This window comes from Candidatus Microbacterium colombiense (assembly GCA_029203165.1).
GTDB lineage: Bacteria > Actinomycetota > Actinomycetes > Actinomycetales > Microbacteriaceae > Microbacterium > Microbacterium colombiense.
Genome location: CP119308.1, coordinates 2,674,270 through 2,693,867 on the forward strand (window position 1 = coordinate 2,674,270; position 19,598 = coordinate 2,693,867).

The 19,598-nt window shown below is 64.6% G+C and carries 10 protein-coding genes, 3 rRNA genes and 3 pseudogenes; 1 reads left to right on the top strand and 15 read right to left on the bottom strand.

Going from position 1 to position 19,598, the window contains the following annotated elements; translation table 11 throughout:
* Positions 1–99 precede the first annotated feature (99 nt).
* From xerD to P0Y60_13005, 13 genes and pseudogenes are all read right to left on the bottom strand, one after another.
* Complete coding sequence (gene xerD / locus P0Y60_12945; protein WEK60226.1) at positions 100–1,002, bottom strand: site-specific tyrosine recombinase XerD; 903 nt, start codon at positions 1,000–1,002, stop codon at positions 100–102.
* Positions 1,003–1,004: 2 nt separating this feature from the next.
* On the bottom strand, positions 1,005–1,610 hold the full coding sequence (locus tag P0Y60_12950; protein WEK60227.1) for an NUDIX hydrolase: 606 nt from the start codon (positions 1,608–1,610) through the stop codon (positions 1,005–1,007).
* Complete coding sequence (locus tag P0Y60_12955; GenBank protein WEK60228.1) at positions 1,603–3,318, bottom strand: CTP synthase; 1,716 nt, start codon at positions 3,316–3,318, stop codon at positions 1,603–1,605. Before P0Y60_12955 ends, P0Y60_12950 begins: the two co-directional genes overlap by 8 nt.
* 26 nt (positions 3,319–3,344) lie before the next feature.
* Complete coding sequence (gene recN / locus P0Y60_12960; protein ID WEK60229.1) at positions 3,345–5,027, bottom strand: DNA repair protein RecN; 1,683 nt, start codon at positions 5,025–5,027, stop codon at positions 3,345–3,347.
* Complete coding sequence (locus P0Y60_12965; protein WEK60230.1) at positions 5,024–5,944, bottom strand: NAD kinase; 921 nt, start codon at positions 5,942–5,944, stop codon at positions 5,024–5,026. The genes recN and P0Y60_12965 overlap by 4 nt, the downstream gene beginning before the upstream one ends.
* Positions 5,941–6,739 (bottom strand): annotated as a pseudogene (locus P0Y60_12970) (TlyA family RNA methyltransferase). The gene P0Y60_12965 and the pseudogene P0Y60_12970 overlap by 4 nt, the downstream one beginning before the upstream one ends.
* Complete coding sequence (locus P0Y60_12975) at positions 6,736–6,909, bottom strand: hypothetical protein (GenBank protein ID WEK60231.1); 174 nt, start codon at positions 6,907–6,909, stop codon at positions 6,736–6,738. Before P0Y60_12975 ends, P0Y60_12970 begins: the two are co-directional and overlap by 4 nt.
* Positions 6,910–6,966: 57 nt before the next feature.
* Positions 6,967–8,008 (bottom strand): annotated as a pseudogene (locus P0Y60_12980) (HAD-IIA family hydrolase).
* A pseudogene (locus P0Y60_12985) lies at positions 8,008–8,847 on the bottom strand (hypothetical protein). The pseudogenes P0Y60_12980 and P0Y60_12985 overlap by 1 nt, the downstream one beginning before the upstream one ends.
* Positions 8,848–9,584: 737 nt before the next feature.
* Positions 9,585–10,124, bottom strand: a complete 540-nt coding sequence (locus P0Y60_12990; GenBank protein ID WEK60232.1) for a hypothetical protein — start codon at positions 10,122–10,124, stop codon at positions 9,585–9,587.
* 70 nt (positions 10,125–10,194) lie between these two features.
* Positions 10,195–10,311 (bottom strand): 5S ribosomal RNA (gene rrf / locus P0Y60_12995).
* Between the two features lie 108 nt (positions 10,312–10,419).
* Positions 10,420–13,523: ribosomal RNA gene (locus tag P0Y60_13000) — 23S ribosomal RNA — on the bottom strand.
* A 414-nt stretch (positions 13,524–13,937) separates the two neighbouring features.
* Positions 13,938–15,459 (bottom strand): 16S ribosomal RNA (locus tag P0Y60_13005).
* Together the 16S, 23S and 5S rRNA genes form the textbook arrangement of a ribosomal RNA operon.
* Positions 15,460–16,151: 692 nt before the next feature.
* Here P0Y60_13005 and P0Y60_13010 point away from each other — a divergent pair.
* Positions 16,152–17,459 carry a CoA transferase gene (locus P0Y60_13010; protein WEK60233.1) on the top strand — a complete coding sequence of 436 codons (1,308 nt, stop codon included), beginning with the start codon at positions 16,152–16,154 and terminating at the stop codon, positions 17,457–17,459.
* Here the strand turns inward: P0Y60_13010 and P0Y60_13015 are convergent.
* Positions 17,444–18,238: a DUF4184 family protein gene (locus P0Y60_13015; GenBank protein WEK60234.1), complete on the bottom strand. Its 795-nt coding sequence runs from the start codon at positions 18,236–18,238 to the stop codon at positions 17,444–17,446. The genes P0Y60_13010 and P0Y60_13015 overlap by 16 nt on opposite strands.
* Positions 18,239–18,281: 43 nt before the next feature.
* A complete protein-coding gene (gene tyrS / locus P0Y60_13020; GenBank protein WEK60235.1) occupies positions 18,282–19,583 on the bottom strand; it encodes a tyrosine--tRNA ligase in 1,302 nt (433 codons plus the stop codon).
* Between the last annotated feature and the right edge of the window lie 15 nt (positions 19,584–19,598).

Here is a 19,598-nt window from a genome sequence, read left to right on the forward strand (position 1 = left end):
TGGAGCGATTCTGGCCTGTCCGATCCAGTGCTGTCAATGGTCTGACTTCATACCTTCAACCGCAACGTTCCCTCTGATGGCAGCGAGGATGCGGGAGCGTCAGCGTGCGCGGGGGTGGGACGTCGCGTAGATGTCCCGCAGCGTGTCCACGGAGACGTGGGTGTAGATCTGCGTGGTGGCGACGGAGGCATGCCCCAACAGTTCCTGCACCACGCGCACGTCGGCTCCGCCCTGCAGCAGGTGGGTGGCGAAGGAGTGGCGGAGGGTGTGCGGCGAGACCTCTGCGGTGATCTGCGCCTTCTCCGCCGCAGAGCGGATCACGAGCCACGCGCTCTGCCGTGAGAGGGGCGCGCCCCGGGCGCCGAGGAAGAGGCGGGCGGACGCGCGTCCCGACGCGGCGAGCTGGGGTCGCACCCGCGTGAGATAGGCGTCGACCGCGACGCGCGCGAACGAGCCGATCGGCACGATGCGCTCCTTCGATCCCTTGCCACGGAGCCGCAGCACGTCGCCGTGCGCGAGGTCGTCGACATCGAGCCCCACGGCCTCGGACACGCGGGCCCCCGTCGCATACAGCAGCTCGAGCAGCGCGCGGTCGCGGATGCCGATCGGTTCATCGGCGGACGGCGCGGCGAGCAGGCGCTCGACCTGATCGATCGTCAATGCCTTCGGCAGTCTCCGCGGCGCCTTCGGCGGGCGCAGGCGACCGCTCGGGTCATCCGCCTCGATCCCCTCGCGGGCGAGGAACCGGTGCCACCCGCGCACGGAGGACTGCAGCCGCGCGAGGCTCGTGGCCGCGGGGGCGGGGATCGCTCCCGCACGCTCGGCGATGAACCGTCCGACGACGGCCGGCGTCACCTCCGCCGTCTCCACGATGCCCTCGCTCTGCAGCCACTGCAGGTACCCGCCGAGGTCGCGTCGATAGGCCGAGACCGTGTGCACGCTCAGTCCGCGCTCGATCGTGACGTGTCGCAGGTAGGCGTCGAGGGCGCGGTCGAGCTGCATGCTCAGGCCCGGTCGCGCAGCCTCTGCGCCGTCGCCCGCACCTGCGCCGTCGCCAGCACACCGATGGTGAGGATGCCGTTGCGCATGCGCCCCTCCAGGACCGCATCCACCGCGTCGGCGAGCGGAATCCACTCGACGCGGATGTCGGCTTCCTCGTCTTCCCGCGCATGCACGCCCGGAGCCGTGCGCACACCGGTGGCGAGGAACAGGTGGATCAGCTCGTCGTTGCCGCCTGGCGTCGTCCACGACGACACCAGGGGTTCCCAGTGGTCGGCGACGAGATCGGCCTCCTCCGCCAGCTCGCGGCGTGCGGCCTCGAGCGGCTCCTCCCCCGCGATGTCGAGCAGGCCGGCGGGCAGCTCCCAGTCGCGGTGGCGGATCGGATGCCGGTACTGCTGGATGAGCAGCACACGCTCCTGCTCGTCGAGGGCGACGATCGCGACCGCGCCGGTGTGCGCGACGTACTGGCGGCGGATCTCTCCGTCGCCGTAGCGCACGCGGTCGTCACGAACGTTCCAGACCGCTCCCTCGAACACCAGATCCGAGGTCAGAACGTCCGGCGTCGACGGTTCATCGCGCAGGTCGCTGCTGCGGATGGTCTCAGGCATCGGCGCTGACGTCGAACAGCTCGCTGGCGCGGTGTCGTTCGATCGCCGCACCGACCAGTCCGCGGAACAGCGGGTGCGGGTCGGTCGGACGCGAACGCAACTCGGGGTGGGCCTGCGTCGCGATGTAGTACGGGTGCACGTCACGCGGCAGCTCCACGTACTCGACGAGGTCGAGTTCGGGGTTCAGACCCGAGAACACCAGTCCGGCCTCGGCCAGACGCCCGCGATAGGTGTTGTTGACCTCGTAGCGGTGACGGTGACGCTCGGACGCCTCGGCGGCACCGTAGAGCTCGCGGGCAAGCGACCCTTCGGCGAGTGCCGCCTGGTAGAGGCCGAGGCGCATGGTGCCACCGAGATCGCCGCCGTCGAGGATCTCGATCTGCTCGGCCATCGTGGCGATCACGGGCTCCGCGGTCTCCGGGTCGAACTCGGTCGACGACGCTCCGTCGATGCCGGCCACGTCCCGGGCGTACTCGATCACCATGCACTGCAGCCCCAGGCACAGCCCGAGAGTCGGGATGCCCTGCTCGCGCGCGAACTTCAGCGCTCCGAGCTTGCCCTCGATGCCGCGGATGCCGAAGCCACCGGGCACGCAGATGCCGTCGATCTCGGACAGCTGCTCCTGAGCGCCCTCCGGCGTCTCGCACAGGTCGGACGGGATCCAGCGGATGTTGACCTTGGTCTCCTGCGCGAACCCGCCGGCCTTGAGCGCCTCGGTCACGGAGAGGTAGGCGTCAGGCAGGTCGATGTACTTGCCGACGAGGCCGATCGTGACCTCGTGCTTGGGGTTGTGCACCGCGTGCAGCACCTTGCTCCAGCGCGTCCAGTCGACGTCGGCGGCGGCCTTCTGGTCGAGACCGAGGCGGCGCACGATGTAGGAGTCGAGTCCCTGGTCGTTCAACGTCGAGGGGATGTCGTAGATGCTCGGCAGGTCGACGGTGTTGATCACGCCTTCCACGTCGACATCGCACATCAGGGCGATCTTGTTGCGGTTGCTCTCGCTCACGGGGCGGTCGCTGCGCAGCACCAGCGCGTCCGGCTGGATGCCGACCTGGCGGAGAGCGGCGACCGAGTGCTGGGTGGGCTTGGTCTTCTGCTCGCCAGACGCGCCCATGAACGGCACGAGGGAGACGTGCACGAAGAACACGCTGTCGCGGCCGAGCTCGTGGCGAAGCTGACGCGCGGCCTCGAGGAACGGCTGCGACTCGATGTCGCCGACCGTGCCGCCGACCTCGGTGATGATCACGTCGGGGCGGGGTTCCTCGGAGGCCTGCAGGCGCATGCGCCGCTTGATCTCATCGGTGATGTGCGGGATCACCTGCACCGTGTCGCCGAGATACTCACCCCGGCGCTCCCGCGCGATGACCTGCGAGTAGATCTGACCGGTCGTGACGTTGGCGGCCTCCGACAGGTTGATGTCGAGGAATCGCTCGTAGTGCCCGATGTCGAGGTCGGTCTCGGCCCCGTCGTCGGTCACGAAGACCTCACCGTGCTGGAACGGGTTCATGGTTCCGGGATCGACGTTCAGGTACGGATCCAGCTTCTGCATCACGACGCGCAGACCGCGTGCGGTCAGAAGATTTCCCAAGCTGGCTGCAGTGAGCCCCTTACCCAAAGACGAAACGACACCACCGGTGACGAAGATGTGCTTCGTCGTGAATTCACGCTGGGTGGTGTCGTTGCTGGGTCCCGCTACAGAAGAGTTCATCACGGGCTTCAATCCTAACAGTTCGCTCAGCCACCGAGGCTGAGAAGTTCGCGGGCATGGGTGAGTGCGGCGTCGGAATCGGTCAGACCGGACAGCAGGCGAGCCATCTCGGCCTCGCGCTCGGAGCCGTCCAGACGCCGCACACTCGACGCCGTGACCGCTCCATCATTGGATTTGACCACCGACAGATGGTTGGTGGCGAACGCCGCCACCTGAGCGAGATGGGTGACGGCGATGACTTGAGACTTCTCGGCGAGTCGGGCGAGTCGCCTGCCCACCTCGATCGCCGCGGCACCGCCGATGCCGGCATCCACCTCGTCGAACACGAAGGTCGGCACCGGGTCCGTGCCGGCGATGACGACCTCGATCGCGAGCATCACGCGCGAGAGCTCTCCGCCGGACGCGCCCTTGCCGACGGCGCGCGGCTCGGCACCCGGGTGCGGGGCGAGCAGGATCGAGACGTCATCGCGCCCGTGGGCGCTCTCCGGCCCCTCACCGACCGCCACCTCGAGTCGGGCGTCAGGCATGGCGAGAGCATGAAGCTCCTCACTCACGGCTGTCCCCAGCTTCTCGGCGGCGGCAGTGCGCGCTGCGGTCAGCGCGGCGGCGTGTGCGTCGAGCTCGGCACGCACCGCGTCGCGTTGGGCGATCAGTCGATCGACGCGCTCTCCGTCGTCGTCGAGTTCAGCGAGACGGATCGACCCGGTCTGCCAGAGCTCGATCGCGTCATCCAGCGAGCCGTGGGTGCGGATCAACACGCTCAGCGCCGCACGGCGCTCCTCCACGCTCGCGAGCTCATGCGGTCCGCTCTCATCGAGATCCGCCAGGTAAGCAGAGAGCTGGGCCGCGGCATCCGCAATGCGATAGCCGATGTCGGCCAGTACGGCCGAGATCTCGGTGAGCGCCGCGTCGGAGGCTCGCTCCAAGACACGGCGCGCCTCGGCGACGGCGACCGTCGCATCCGGCTCGCCATCCTCACTGGACAGCGCGCCGTGCGCTTGCGAGGCCGAGAGCCGCAACTCTTCCGCGTTGGCGAGGCGTTCTGCTCGGATCGTCAGTTCTTCGTCTTCCCCGGCCTCCGGAGCCGTCGCCTCGATGAGCGCGAGGGCCTCGCGGAGTCGCGCAGCCTCCTCGGCTCGGCGATCGCGGTTCTCGGTGATCTCGGTGATCTCGACATCGAGCGCGCGCCACCGGCTGAACGCGTCGGTGTAGCGCGAGAGCGCATCCGCGATCGGGGCGCCGCCGAAGCGATCGAGCGCATCGCGCTGCGCGACGGCCGATCGAAGTCGCAACTGCTCGGACTGGCCGTGCACGACCACCAGCTCTTCGGCGAGGGCCGAGAGCACGCCCGCCGGCGCCGCACGCCCGCCGACACTCGCGCGGCTTCGCCCTTCCGCGCTCAGCGTGCGAGAGACGTAGAGTTCGGCGTTGCCCGCGCCCGCAGGCTCCAGCTCACCGCCGGCATCCGCGACGATGTCCGCCACATCGCCCGCCTGCGGAACGATCCACACACCGGCGACCGAGGCCTGCGACGCACCGGCTCGCACGGCGCCCGAATCGGCGCGCTGCCCGAGCAGCAGGCCGAGGCCCGTGACGACCATGGTCTTTCCCGCACCGGTCTCGCCGGTGATCGCGGTGAAACCGGGGCCGAGCGGGAGGACGGCGTCGGCGATCACGCCGAGGCCCTGCATCCGCATCTCCTCGATCATTGCTGCTGCCCCGGTTCCTGGCCCCGCCAGCCTTCGACGGGAAGCTGGAATTTGCGCACGAGACGGTTCGTGAATGCCGTGGGATGCAGGCGCGCGAGCCGCACCGGCCGGGAGGAGCGACGCACGACCACTCGTGCCCCCGGAGGCAGCTCATGGGAACGTCGACCGTCGCACCAGAGGATGCCCGATCCGCTCGTGCGCTCGAGCATCTCGATCGCGACCGACGCGTCAGGGCTCACGACGAGCGGCTTGGCGAACAGCGCGTGGGCTGACAGCGGCACGACGGCGATCGCCTCGACACTCGGCCAGATGACAGGGCCACCGGCAGAGAAGTTGTAGGCGGTCGATCCGGTCGGGGTGGACACGACCATCCCGTCGCAGCCGAAACTCGACAGCGGGCGCCCGTCGATCTCGAGCACGACCTCGATCATCCGCTCGCGACTGGCCTTCTCGACCGTCGCCTCGTTCAGTGCCCAGGTCTCGTACACGACCGCACTGTCGGCGTCTTTGACCCGCACCGACAGCGCCAACCGCTCTTCGACCTCGTAGTCGCGGGCGATGACGCGACGCACCGCGTCGTCCATGTCATCGCGCTCGGTCTCCGCCAGGAATCCGACGTGACCCATGTTGATGCCCAGCACGGGGGCGCCGGTGTCGCGCACGAGCTCGGCGGCGCGCAGGATCGTGCCGTCACCGCCCAGCACGATCGCGAGCTCCAGGTCCCGCGGATCGATCGTGGCGCCGAGCACATCGACATCGGCGAACGCACTGTCGACCGCCGCGAGGTCATCGCGGTCGTCGGCGGCGAGCACCGGCCGAGCACCGGCGCCGCGCAGGGCCTCGACGACGCGCCGGGCCGCCTCGACGGTCTCGGCACGGCCGGCGTGAGCCACGACCAGGATGTTCCGCTCGTTCATCGTCCTCCTGCCAGCGCGTTGATGCGATCCAACCATTCTGTCGGATTGCTGCCGCGGCCCGGCGCGAGATGCACCAGGTACTCCGCATTTCCATGCGTACCGAGAATCGGGGAGGGAAGGATGCCGAGCATCCCCAGCCCTGCATCCCAGGCGCTCCACACCGAGCGCGCGACCGCATCGGCCCGCGTGGCGGGGTCGGTGACCAGGCCGCCGCGCACGGCCGTCCTTCCCACTTCGAACTGCGGCTTCACCAGCAGCACGACGTCGGAGTCTGCGGCCGCCACTCCGGCTACCGCGGGAAGCACGAGTTCGAGCGAGATGAACGCCAGATCTCCGACGATGAGATCCGGAGCGAGAGGCTCCCCGGTCGCCTCCGCCAGATTGGCCGGCGTCATGTAACGCACGTTGTAGCCCTCGACGGCGACGACACCGGCGTCAGCGGCGATCGAGGGCGCCAGCTGTCCGTGGCCGACATCGACCGCCGAGCACGCGGCGCGCACCGCGTTCGCGCAGCACCTGCGTGAATCCGCCGGTCGACGCTCCCATGTCGAGCGCGAGCCGCCCCTCGACCGGCAGCGCGAAACCGTCGAGAGCGGCGATCAGCTTGTGCGCGGCGCGGCCGACGTAGTGGTCAGCAGTCGCTACGGTGATCGATGCGTCATCCGACACCGCCGCGGATGACTTGATGATCTGACGACCGTTCACGCTCACGAGTCCCTCGGAGATGAGGGTGGCGGCGTGGGTGCGAGAGCGGGCGAGTCCTCGGGCGGCGAGGGCGGCGTCGAGTCGCGTCATCGCGTGGCCGGAGTCTCCCGCTGGTCGAGCTTCGCGCCGCTGTCGAGCCGGCGGGACAGCTCGTCGTGCAACGCGGAGTACGCATTCGCCCGATCAGGGAGCGCCTGGCCCTCGATCAGACGCAGACGACTCCACAGGCCGTCGGTCGGCGCACTCGTCTCTTCGCTCACTCCTCTACTGTACGCGGCGCCTGCGACAGGAGACGGAGCCACGACGGCGCCGGCTGCTCAGGGACGGTGGAACGGATCGTCGTACAGGCGCTCCGGTACACGCAGCACGAACACCGGCGTACCCGATGCCCAGATCGCCGCCGCTCCCGCACGTAGCAGATCGATCTGCTCTCCGGACTCCGCCACGATCTCGACATCGGCGCCCGAAACGCGCACGGCGGCGCCATTCACGTAGTACGCGCCGTCCTTCTCCGTTGCTTCGGGGTAGGGCTGATGCAGGTCGCGCAGGTCGGCGAGGATGTACGTGGGGCGGGATCCCTCGGGGGCCGCCAACACGTGCTTGGGGCGATCGATGCCGGTCAGGACGAGCGCGGAATCGATGCCCACCCGGCTCGCGCCCATGATGTCGGTGTCGAGGCGGTCACCGATGAACAGCGCCTTCTTCGCGCCGAAGCGCGCGAGCGCCTCCTCGAAGATCGGCATCTCGGGCTTGCCCGCCACCGTCGCGAGACGCCCGATCGCGGTGTGCACCGCAGAGACGAGGGTGCCGTTGCCCGGAGCCACACCCCGCTCACGCGGGATGGTCCAGTCGGTGTTGGTGGCGATCCAGGGGATGCCGCCCTCATCTTCCGGAACCTTGAGCGCGAACGCCGCCTCGGCGAGGTCGGTCCAGGCGACTTCGGGGGCGAAACCCTGCACGACGGCGCTCGGAGAATCCTCTGCGCTGCGCGTGACCGTGTAGCCCGCCTTCTCGACCTCGATCGACGAGCCCCTCGCCCCCGACGACCAGGATCGTCGCGGGCGCGGGAAGGATGCCGGACAGCAGTCGCATCGCTGCCTGAGGACTGGTGACGACATCGGATGCCGTGACGTCCGAGTCCGAGGCTCGCTCAGTGCTCGGCGACGGACGCATCCGTGCGCGCCGCGTTGTTCGTGATGTACCCGAGGCGTGCGGACGCACCCGCGCGTTCAGGCTCTCGACCGCGAACGGCAGCGCACCCGGGCCGGCATACACGACGCCGTCGAGGTCTGCCAGCACGGTGTCCACGCCGTCCAGCGGTGTGGACGGCGTGGCGCGCTTCCGGGAGAACAGCGCCACTACGCGTCCCGCTCGGTCCCGGCAGAATCGGGAGCGACGTCGGAGTCGCCTGACCCATCGGTCTCCTCGGTCTCGCCGAGAAGCTCTCGCACCTCGTCTTCCACCGTGGGCTCGACGCTCAGCACCGAGTCATCGGTTTCAGCGTCGGCGTCTGCGTCTGCGTCTGCGTCTGCGATGTCATCCTCTGAGCCTGTGTCTGAGTCCGACTCCTCTTCTGTCGCTTCGACAGCGGACTCATCGACAGCAGCATCGTCGTCTGCGTCGTCATCGAACTCGCCTTCGATGAGACCGTCTTCGACGATGAGCTCCTCGTCGCCCGCTTCGTCGACGCCAAGAGCCTGGGCAGCGACCTCGGCGCGATGCGCCCAGAACGCGGCCTCGTCTTCGCGGCCGAGATCCTCGAGCACGGCGGCTCGCGCGGCGAACAGCGCGGGGCTCCACTCGAATGCGCGATCGGGATCGAGCTCGGGAATCTCGAGCTCGCCCAGTGCGAGCTCGAGGTCTCCCTGGTCGAGACGGGCACCGGACATCGCGATCGCGAGCGCGACGCGCACCGGTGTCGCCAACGCGGAACGATCGATCGGCCCGGCCGGTCTCGAGCGCACGGTCGGGACGACCGATGCCCCGCTCGCTGTCGACCATGAGGGCGATCTGGTCGTCCTTGCCGGAGATCCGGCGGTAGGTGCGCAGCTCGCGCAGCGCGAGGGCGAAGTCCTCCGTCGCGTAGGCGGTGATGCCCAGCGTCTCGCGGACGATGGCGATCCGACCTGCACGACGCGATGCCGCCAGCGCGTGCTCGTGCGCCCGCGCGGGATCCTCGTCGATCAGCGAGACGCCATCGCGAGGTGACGGGCGACCAGCTCGGCGTTCTCCTTGCTCAGCGTCTTCAGCTCATTGCGAGCGGACGAGTGCAGGTCCTGCGGGGTGACCTCATCAGGGATGTGCGGATCGTTGTAGCGGGGTCGCTCGTCCGTCGCCTGCACGGGACGCTCACGGCCCGCTCCCCCGCGCTGCGGGTAGGAACGCGCGCGCTCGGCGCCACCAGACGAGTCGCGGTTGTACCCGCCACCGTTGTTGTCACGACGCGGCGCGGAGTCGCGGTTGTACCCGCCACCGTTGTTGTCACGACGCGGTGCGGAGTCGCGGTTGTACCCGCCACCTTCGCGACGCGGTGCGGAGTCACGGTTGTAGCCGCCACCCTCACGACGCGGGCGCGGAGTCACGGTTGTACCCGCCACCTTCGCGACGGGGCGCGGAGTCACGGTTGTACCCGCCACCTTCGCGACGCGGTGCGGAGTCACGGTTGTACCCGCCACCATTGTTGTCACGACGCGGTGCGGAGTCACGGTTGTAGCCGCCACCCTCACGACGCGGTGCGGAGTCACGGTTGTACCCGCCACCCTCACGACGAGGTGCGGAATCACGGTTGTACCCGCCACCCTCACGACGCGGTGCGGAATCACGGTTGTAGCCGCCACCCTCACGACGAGGCGCGGAATCACGGTTGTACCCGCCACCCTCACGACGAGGTGCGGAATCACGGTTGTACCCGCCACCCTCACGACGGGGAGCGGAGTCACGGTTGTACCGCCACCGTTGCCGTCACGACGCGGTGCGGAGTCACGGTTGTACCCGCCACCGTCGTTGTCACGGCGCGGTGCGGAGTCACGGTTGTACCCGCCACCTTGTTGTCACGGCGCGGTGCGGAGTCACGGTTGTACCCGCCACCGTTGTTGTCACGACGCGGTGCGGAGTCACGGTTGTAGCCGCCACCCTCACGACGCGGTGCGGAGTCACGGTTGTACCCGCCACCCTCACGACGCGGTGCGGAATCACGGTTGTAGCCGCCACCCTCACGACGCGGTGCGGAATCACGGTTGTAGCCGCCACCCTCACGACGAGGCGCGGAATCACGGTTGTAGCCGCCACCGTTGTTGTCACGACGCGGCGCGGAGTCACGGTTGTAACCGCCACCGTTGCCGTCACGACGCGGTGCGCGATCGTTAGACCGATTCCCGCCGTCGCGGCTCGAAGCGGGGCGTCCGCCAGAAGCACGGTTTCCGCGCGATCCGCTATCGTCGTTGCGACGCGGACGGCGCTCTTCCTCTTCTGGCATGATGCTCCCTGTTCTTTTCGTGTAAACGCAAAATGGCCACCCAACGATGGGTGGCCATTTGCTAAAAGGAGTCCGGCGGTGTCCTACTCTCCCACAGGGTCCCCCCTGCAGTACCATCGGCGCTGTGAGGCTTAGCTTCCGGGTTCGGAATGTAACCGGGCGTTTCCCTCACGCTATGGCCGCCGAAACACTATTGATGTTTCAATCAAACACATAACAAAGTCATTGTTGTTATGCGGTTCTCGACCGTACATCGAGAACCACTCAGTGGACGCGTAGCACCAACAAACGGTGTGTTATCAAGTCATCGGCTTATTAGTACCAGTCAGCTGCATGCATTACTGCACTTCCACATCTGGCCTATCAACCCAGTAGTCTGGCTGGGAGCCTCTCACCCGAAGGTATGGAAGTCTCATCTTGAGGCCGGCTTCCCGCTTAGATGCTTTCAGCGGTTATCCATCCCGAACGTAGCTAATCAGCGGTGCTCCTGGCGGAACAACTGACACACCAGAGGTTCGTCCAACCCGGTCCTCTCGTACTAGGGTCAGATCCTCTCAAACTTCCTACGCGCGCAGCGGATAGGGACCGAACTGTCTCACGACGTTCTAAACCCAGCTCGCGTACCGCTTTAATGGGCGAACAGCCCAACCCTTGGGACCTACTCCAGCCCCAGGATGCGACGAGCCGACATCGAGGTGCCAAACCATGCCGTCGATATGGACTCTTGGGCAAGATCAGCCTGTTATCCCCGAGGTACCTTTTATCCGTTGAGCGACAGCGCTTCCACAAGCCACTGCCGGATCACTAGTCCCGACTTTCGTCCCTGCTCGACCTGTCAGTCTCACAGTCAAGCTCCCTTGTGCACTTACACTCGACACCTGATTACCAACCAGGTTGAGGGAACCTTTGGGCGCCTCCGTTACTTTTTGGGAGGCAACCGCCCCAGTTAAACTACCCACCATGCACTGTCCCTGAACCGGATTACGGTTCGAAGTTAGATATCCAGAGTGACCAGAGTGGTATTTCAACAATGACTCCACAAGAACTGGCGTCCCTGCTTCAAAGTCTCCCACCTATCCTACACAAGCCACACCGAACACCAATACAAAGCTATAGTAAAGGTCACGGGGTCTTTCCGTCCTGCTGCGCGTAACGAGCATCTTTACTCGTAATGCAATTTCGCCGAGTTCGCGGTTGAGACAGTTGGGAAGTCGTTACGCCATTCGTGCAGGTCGGAACTTACCCGACAAGGAATTTCGCTACCTTAGGATGGTTATAGTTACCACCGCCGTTTACTGGGGCTTAAATTCTCAGCTTCGCCTTGCGGCTAACCGGTCCTCTTAACCTTCCAGCACCGGGCAGGCGTCAGTCCGTATACATCGTCTTGCGACTTGGCACGGACCTGTGTTTTTAGTAAACAGTCGCTACCCACTAGTCTCTGCGGCCTCCAAACGCTTTTGGGAGCAAGTCCCTATACGCCGAAGGCCCCCCTTCTCCCGAAGTTACGGGGGCATTTTGCCGAGTTCCTTAACCACGATTCTCTCGATCTCCTTGGTATTCTCTACCTGACCACCTGAGTCGGTTTGGGGTACGGGCGGCTTGAACCTCGCGTCGATGCTTTTCTTGGCAGCATAGGATCACCCACTTATTATCCGCATCGTGTCTCAGCCTGTATGAGTCGCGGATTTGCCTACGACTCGGCCTACGCACTTGCACCCGGACAACCATCGCCGGGCTGGGCTACCTTCCTGCGTCACACCTGTTAATACGCTAACCGCACCAGAATGGGGTCGTGCGCTAGGCCCAGAGCGTCACCCCGAAGGGATCAGTCACTGGGATTCAGACACTTAGCACTACTGGATTAGCTTGGGCGGTTCTTCGCCGGTACGGGAATATCAACCCGTTGTCCATCGACTACGCCTGTCGGCCTCGCCTTAGGTCCCGACTTACCCAGGGAAGATTAGCTTGACCCTGGAACCCTTGGTCTTTCGGAGGACGTGTTTCTCACACGTCATTCGCTACTCATGCCTGCATTCTCACTCGTGTAGCCTCCACGGCTGGTTTACACCGCCGCTTCGCTGGCCACACGACGCTCTCCTACCCATCAATACGGCTGGACCACGAAGGCCTACCAAAAATATCAATGCCACAACTTCGGTGGCGTGCTTGAGCCCCGTTACATTGTCGGCGCGGAATCACTTGACCAGTGAGCTATTACGCACTCTTTCAAGGGTGGCTGCTTCTAAGCCAACCTCCTGGTTGTCACAGCAACTCCACATCCTTTCCCACTTAGCACGCGCTTTGGGACCTTAGTTGGTGGTCTGGGTTGTTTCCCTCTCGACTATGAAGCTTATCCCCCACAGTCTCACTGCTGCGCTCTCACTTACCGGCATTCGGAGTTTGGCTGACGTCAGTAACCTTGTAGGGCCCATCGGCCATCCAGTAGCTCTACCTCCGGCAAGAAACACGCAACGCTGCACCTAAATGCATTTCGGAGAGAACCAGCTATCACGAAGTTTGATTGGCCTTTCACCCCTATCCACAGCTCATCCCCTCAGTTTTCAACCTAAGTGGGTTCGGTCCTCCACGACGTCTTACCGTCGCTTCAACCTGGCCATGGATAGATCACTTCGCTTCGGGTCTAGGACATGCGACTGAATCGCCCTATTCAGACTCGCTTTCGCTACGGCTACCCCACACGGGTTAACCTCGCCACATATCGCTAACTCGCAGGCTCATTCTTCAAAAGGCACGCTGTCACCCCTACTAAGGAGGCTCCAACGGTTTGTAAGCAAACGGTTTCAGGTACTATTTCACTCCCCTCCCGGGGTACTTTTCACCTTTCCCTCACGGTACTTGTCCGCTATCGGTCATCTGGGAGTATTTAGGCTTATCAGGTGGTCCTGACAGATTCACACGGGATTTCACGGGCCCCGTGCTACTTGGGATACTCTTCGCGCCAAGAGAGGCATTTCGACTACGGGGTTGGCACCCTCTATGACCGGCCTTTCAAGACCGTTCGTCTATACCTTCTTGTAACGCCGCCACCTCGGCAGAGATGACTGAAAAGTCCCACAACCCCCAACGTGCAACGCCTGCCGGCTATCACACACGCTAGGTTTAGCCTGTTCCGGTTTCGCTCGCCACTACTAACGGAATCGCGGTTGCTTTCTCTTCCTGTGGGTACTGAGATGTTTCACTTCCCCACGTTCCCTCTACCCGCCCTATATATTCAGGCGGGAGTCACTAGGTCGGCACGCCGCCCAGCGGGGTTTCCCCATTCGGACACCCTCGGATCAAAACTTGCTTATCAGTTCCCCGAGGCTTATCGCAGATTGCTACGTCCTTCTTCGGCTCCAGATGCCAAGGCATCCACCGTTTGCTCTTAAAGACTTGAAATCACATGAGTTTGAATCAGAATCGAACCAGACCCCGAAAGGTCCGGCTGAAATTGACTAATGATCTTTAAGATCATCTTGTGCAACAACCCGAAGGCTGTTGCAAGATGCTCGCGTCCACTGTGTAGTTCTCAAAGTACGGGCGGTACCCCCATCCACAACCCCAAAGGGAAACAGAAAGAGGCCCAGAGTAACCAAATGCTTCCAACCCGAAGGTCAAAGCGCATCCGGTCCCTCAGGACCCAACAGCGTGCAGACACCGGTCCCCTCACCCAGAACCTTCCAACCGCAAGCGGCGTACTAGTTCCGAGATCAGATCTCGATGCCATGTCAAATGTTCCACCCATGAGCTCCCAGCGAGAAACGAACGTTCCCGAACTGGGTTCTGGACTCCGAAGAGTCAGATGCTCCTTAGAAAGGAGGTGATCCAGCCGCACCTTCCGGTACGGCTACCTTGTTACGACTTAGTCCTAATTACCAATCCCACCTTCGACGGCTCCCTCCACAAGGGTTAGGCCACCGGCTTCAGGTGTTACCGACTTTCATGACTTGACGGGCGGTGTGTACAAGACCCGGGAACGTATTCACCGCAGCGTTGCTGATCTGCGATTACTAGCGACTCCGACTTCATGAGGTCGAGTTGCAGACCTCAATCCGAACTGGGACCGGCTTTTTGGGATTCGCTCCACCTCGCGGTATTGCAGCCCTTTGTACCGGCCATTGTAGCATGCGTGAAGCCCAAGACATAAGGGGCATGATGATTTGACGTCATCCCCACCTTCCTCCGAGTTGACCCCGGCAGTATCCCATGAGTTCCCACCATTACGTGCTGGCAACATAGAACGAGGGTTGCGCTCGTTGCGGGACTTAACCCAACATCTCACGACACGAGCTGACGACAACCATGCACCACCTGTTTACGAGTGTCCAAAGAGTTGACCATTTCTGGCCCGTTCTCGTATATGTCAAGCCTTGGTAAGGTTCTTCGCGTTGCATCGAATTAATCCGCATGCTCCGCCGCTTGTGCGGGTCCCCGTCAATTCCTTTGAGTTTTAGCCTTGCGGCCGTACTCCCCAGGCGGGGAACTTAATGCGTTAGCTGCGTCACGGAATCCGTGGAATGGACCCCACAACTAGTTCCCAACGTTTACGGGGTGGACTACCAGGGTATCTAAGCCTGTTTGCTCCCCACCCTTTCGCTCCTCAGCGTCAGTAACGGCCCAGAGATCTGCCTTCGCCATCGGTGTTCCTCCTGATATCTGCGCATTCCACCGCTACACCAGGAATTCCAATCTCCCCTACCGCACTCTAGTCTGCCCGTACCCACTGCAGGCCGGAGGTTGAGCCTCCGGATTTCACAGCAGACGCGACAAACCGCCTACGAGCTCTTTACGCCCAATAATTCCGGATAACGCTTGCACCCTACGTATTACCGCGGCTGCTGGCACGTAGTTAGCCGGTGCTTTTTCTGCAGGTACCGTCACTTTCGCTTCTTCCCTGCTAAAAGAGGTTTACAACCCGAAGGCCGTCATCCCTCACGCGGCGTTGCTGCATCAGGCTTGCGCCCATTGTGCAATATTCCCCACTGCTGCCTCCCGTAGGAGTCTGGGCCGTGTCTCAGTCCCAGTGTGGCCGGTCACCCTCTCAGGCCGGCTACCCGTCGACGCCTTGGTGAGCCATTACCTCACCAACAAGCTGATAGGCCGCGAGCCCATCCCCAACCGAAATTCTTTCCAGATGCAGACCATGCGGTCACATCACATATCCAGTATTAGACGCCGTTTCCAGCGCTTATCCCAGAGTCAGGGGCAGGTTGCTCACGTGTTACTCACCCGTTCGCCACTGATCCACCCAGCAAGCTGGGCTTCACCGTTCGACTTGCATGTGTTAAGCACGCCGCCAGCGTTCATCCTGAGCCAGGATCAAACTCTCCGTAAAAAAGAAATGCATACCCCACCGGGAAAACGGTGACGCAGCGAGTTTGATGCTGACCAAAGAGACAAATTCATTGCTGACTTCATCCATTGCCAACCCCCCGAAAGGAGCTGGTCTTTGATCCAAAGGAATTCTCACCCAGCCGAAGCTAGACGAGGATAATTTGGCATTTGACAAGTGCACGCTGTTGAGTTCTCAAGGATCGGATGCTCCCACGACCCAGTCATCACAACCAGGCCCGCAGGGCAACTTCTCTATCTTACCTTCCCCGATCCGCTTGTCAAATCGACGCGCCGAACGGATCAGAGATCCGCCAGCGGTTGATCAACCGCAGAAGAGGGAAGAACTCCCATCCTAGACGCAAGCGTCTGAACTCTCAATGAGAGCGGATCAGGAGGTGGTTCTCCGCTTGAGGGGGGTGAAGCTCTCGGCCTCTCCGCTTCCCTGTGGGGCGAACAAGTAATAAGTTACGCGGCTCTCGGTGTTCTGGCAAATCGGGCCACCCATCCCGGGCGTGTCGTTCGCCTTGCCTCACGGGTTTCGACCGGGTCAGCCGCTGTTTCTCGCTGACTTCGCCGCCAGGAGTACGATCGCGCCATGGTGTTCGCCGCTACCCATCACCCTTGTCACCTCCGGGATTCCTCGTCTCCCGCCCCCTGTCGCGTGGGGGCATCGCATCGACTGTCGTGCGTCCGATGACGGTGTCGTCCGAGGTTCTGGCGCGAGTATGGTCCGAACTCGGGGAACCCCAACACGCGACCCTCACCTTCTCTGAGCCGGCGCTCCCCGTCGCCCTCCCCTCACGCCTCGCGGCGGGAGATCTCGCCTGGGCGAGCGTGGCGGCTGTCACCCTCGCTGCGCGGGGAGATGCGTCGTCGCTCTCGCCCGATCGCATCGCCGTCGCCTATCGGAGTGATCGGGTACTCACGATCGATGGCGTCGCTCCCCCGGTGTGGTCTCCCTTCTCCGGATTCTGGCGGACCACTGACGGGTGGGTCCGCACTCATGGCAATTACCCGCACCATGCCGCAGGGCTGCGGCGTGCGCTTGGGTTGCACGACGCAGTCGACGCGGATCACGTCCGTGCGGTGCTGGCCGAGCGCACTTCACAGGAGGCCGTCGCGTCGATCGTCGCGGCCGGTGGTCTGGCTGTGGAGGTACGGCCCGAAGACCCCACCAGGGATGCCGCGCTTCGTGCGCACCCCCTGCTCGACATCCGCCGACACGAGGACGCTGCTCCCCCATCGATCGCGCACACCACGAACCACGGCCGTCCGCTGGACGGCATCCGCGTCCTCGATCTCACGCGTGTGATCGCCGGTCCCGTCTGCGCCCGGACTCTGGCCCTGCTCGGCGCCGACGTTCTACGGATCGATCCGCCGGATCTTCCCGAACCCGAATGGCAGCATCTCGACACCGGTCATGGCAAGCGCTCAGCACTTCTCGATGCGCGTTCACCTCGCCTTCACGAGCTGCTGGCTTCAGCCGACGTGGTCGTTCTCGGTTACCGACCGGCCGCGCTCACGCGTCTCGGGATCGACCCTGACCAGCTGAGCGACCGATATCCCGGACTCATCGTCGCGCGCCTGAGCGCGTGGGGCGCAGATGCCCCGGAGCGAGCGGGATTCGACAGTCTCGTGCAGGCCGAGTCGGGGATCGCTCTGATCGAGTCACCCGACGCAGATCGACCCGGCGCCCTTCCCGCTCAGGCATTGGACCACAGCGCCGGCTATCTGCTCGCCGCCGCGGTCACCGCCCTGATCCGCCGGCGCGCCACGGACGGCGGGAGCTGGCAGGCGCAGATCTCGCTGCGGCGCGTGGCGGCGGAGTTGCTCGGCATGCCCCGGACCACGTCCCCCGCCGACGAACGAGCGATCGACGCGGCACTGCACACCCAGCGCTTCGAGGTGAACGGGCACGAGCTCGTCACCGCGGCCCCCGTCGTTCCGGGGATCGAGTTCGCGACGCCTCGACCCTGGGGGCAGGCTCAGGCGCGCTGGTGAGGTCGGCGTGACACCGAGACGATCACGCACAGCACGAGCGTGACCGCGCCCCAGAGCGCGCACGCCGGCGGAAGCACCCGATAGGCGAGACGCTGCACGGTGAACTCCGCGCTGAGCGGGCCGTACACGAGCAGTCCGAAGATCCACGCCGCGATCAGGATCAGCGGCAGCGACACCCACCAGGCGACGCGCACCAACAGGGGCACGGTCTGCTCGACATCTGCGCGCGGCGTACTGCGGCGCACCCGGAGCAGCGCCCAGATCCCGATGCCGATCAGACCGAGCACGCTGGATCCGTACTGCAGCCACTTGTAGCCGGCGAACGGACCCCACGTCTCGTTCAGCACGGGGAACAGGTCGACTCCTCCGCGGCCCTCATGCGTGAAGAGGTCCCACGCGATGTGCGACAGCACGCCGAGGATCAGCGAGACGGCGAGCAGGATCGGGTAGCCGCGCGAGCGCCCGACACCGACCGCACGGCCCGCCGCCGTGATTCCGCCGTCGCTCCAGTCGGTGGGCAGACGCCGCGCCAACCCGAGCGGTGCGAGTTCGATGACAGCGGGCCGGAGCACGACGCGCCACAGCAGGAACAACACGAAAGCGAGCAGCGCGGTCCACAGGACGTTGCCCGGAGTATGGGTGAACGTGTAGTTGAGTCCGACGCCGCGCAGGAACAACGGAAGATCCGGTGTCATCGCGCCGATGGCGATCGCCGCCGGCACGAGTGGGGTGCGGATGAAGGGCAACGCGACGATCGCGTGACTCGGGGTGAACGGCATCCGCCCTCCTCAGGATCTCGGCACGAGAACGCCGCTCGAACGATCAGTCGATGAAGACGCCGGCGAGGGTCTTCTTGCCGCGACGCAACACCGAGACACCGCCGGGGAGAGTCCCCTGCACGGTGGCGGCATCGTCTTCGACGCGGACGCCATCGAGCGTGACGCCGCCCTGGGCGATCGCTCGCCGCGCCTCCGACTGACTCGACACGAGCCCGGTCGCCACCAGCGCGTCGAGCACGGGAGCGCCCGCGGCGACGGTGGTGTTGGGCAGCTCCTCCAGCGCAGTGCGCAGCGTCGCCGCATCCAGCGCGGTCAGGTCGCCCTGCCCGAACAGAGCATCGGATGCCGCGATCACGGCGGCCGTGGCCTCGATGCCGTGCACCGTGGCGCAGACCTCGAGAGCGAGTCGCTTCTGAGCTGCGCGCCGGAACGGTTCCGTCTCGACCAGCGCGGCGTACTCCTCGATCTCGGCCCGGCCGAGGAAGGTGAACACCTTGAGGCGATCGATCACGTCGGCGTCGGTCGTGCTGAGCCAGAACTGGTACATCCGGTACGGGCTGCACATCTCGGCGTCGAGCCAGATCGCGTTGCCCTCGCTCTTGCCGAACTTGGTGCCGTCGCTGTTCGTGATCAGGGGTGTGCCGATCGCATGCGCCGAGCCGCCGTCAGCGCGACGGATCAGATCGGTGCCGCTGGTCAGGTTGCCCCACTGGTCGGAGCCACCGGTCTGGAGCACGCAGTCGTACTGGCGGTACAGCTCGAGGAAGTCCATGCCCTGCAGGATCTGGTAGCTGAACTCGGTGTAGCTGATGCCCTCGTCGGAGTTCAGGCGCGCAGCAACGGCATCCTTCTTGAGCATGGTGCCGACGCGGAAGTACTTGCCGACCTCGCGCAGGAAGTCGATCGCCGACATCGGCGCCGTCCAGTCGAGGTTGTTCACGATGCGCGCGGCGTTGTCGCCCTCGAAGCTCAGGTAGCGCTCGACCTGGGCACGCAGCCGGTCGACCCACTCGGCGACCGTCTCGCGCGTGTTCAGGGTGCGCTCCGCAGTGGGACGCGGGTCGCCGATCAACCCGGTCGAGCCGCCGACGAGTCCGAGCGGTTTGTGCCCGGCAAGTTGGATGCGGCGCAGCGTCAGCAACTGCACGAGGTTGCCCAGGTGCAGGCTCGGGGCTGTCGGATCGAACCCGCAGTAATACGTGATGGGGTCTCCCGCGAGCAGGGCGCGCAGCGCCTCCTGGTCGGTGGACACGTGGACGAGCCCGCGCCACAGCAGTTCGTCCCACACGTTCTCGAACGTGGGATCGATCGCCGGTGCAGCGGTCGTCAGAGCGGTTTCAGACACGCTCTCCAGGCTATC

Excerpts from the sequence above, each read along its gene's own strand:
- xerD (WEK60226.1), bottom strand. The coding sequence starts at position 1,002 with ATGCAGCTCGACCGCGCCCTCGACGCCTACCTGCGACACGTCACGATC.
- P0Y60_12950 (WEK60227.1), bottom strand. The coding sequence starts at position 1,610 with ATGCCTGAGACCATCCGCAGCAGCGACCTGCGCGATGAACCGTCGACG.
- P0Y60_12955 (WEK60228.1), bottom strand. The coding sequence starts at position 3,318 with ATGAACTCTTCTGTAGCGGGACCCAGCAACGACACCACCCAGCGTGAA.
- recN (WEK60229.1), bottom strand. The coding sequence starts at position 5,027 with ATGATCGAGGAGATGCGGATGCAGGGCCTCGGCGTGATCGCCGACGCC.
- P0Y60_12965 (WEK60230.1), bottom strand. The coding sequence starts at position 5,944 with ATGAACGAGCGGAACATCCTGGTCGTGGCTCACGCCGGCCGTGCCGAG.
- P0Y60_12990 (WEK60232.1), bottom strand. The coding sequence starts at position 10,124 with ATGCCAGAAGAGGAAGAGCGCCGTCCGCGTCGCAACGACGATAGCGGA.
- P0Y60_13010 (WEK60233.1), top strand. The coding sequence starts at position 16,152 with ATGACGGTGTCGTCCGAGGTTCTGGCGCGAGTATGGTCCGAACTCGGG.
- P0Y60_13015 (WEK60234.1), bottom strand. The coding sequence starts at position 18,238 with ATGCCGTTCACCCCGAGTCACGCGATCGTCGCGTTGCCCTTCATCCGC.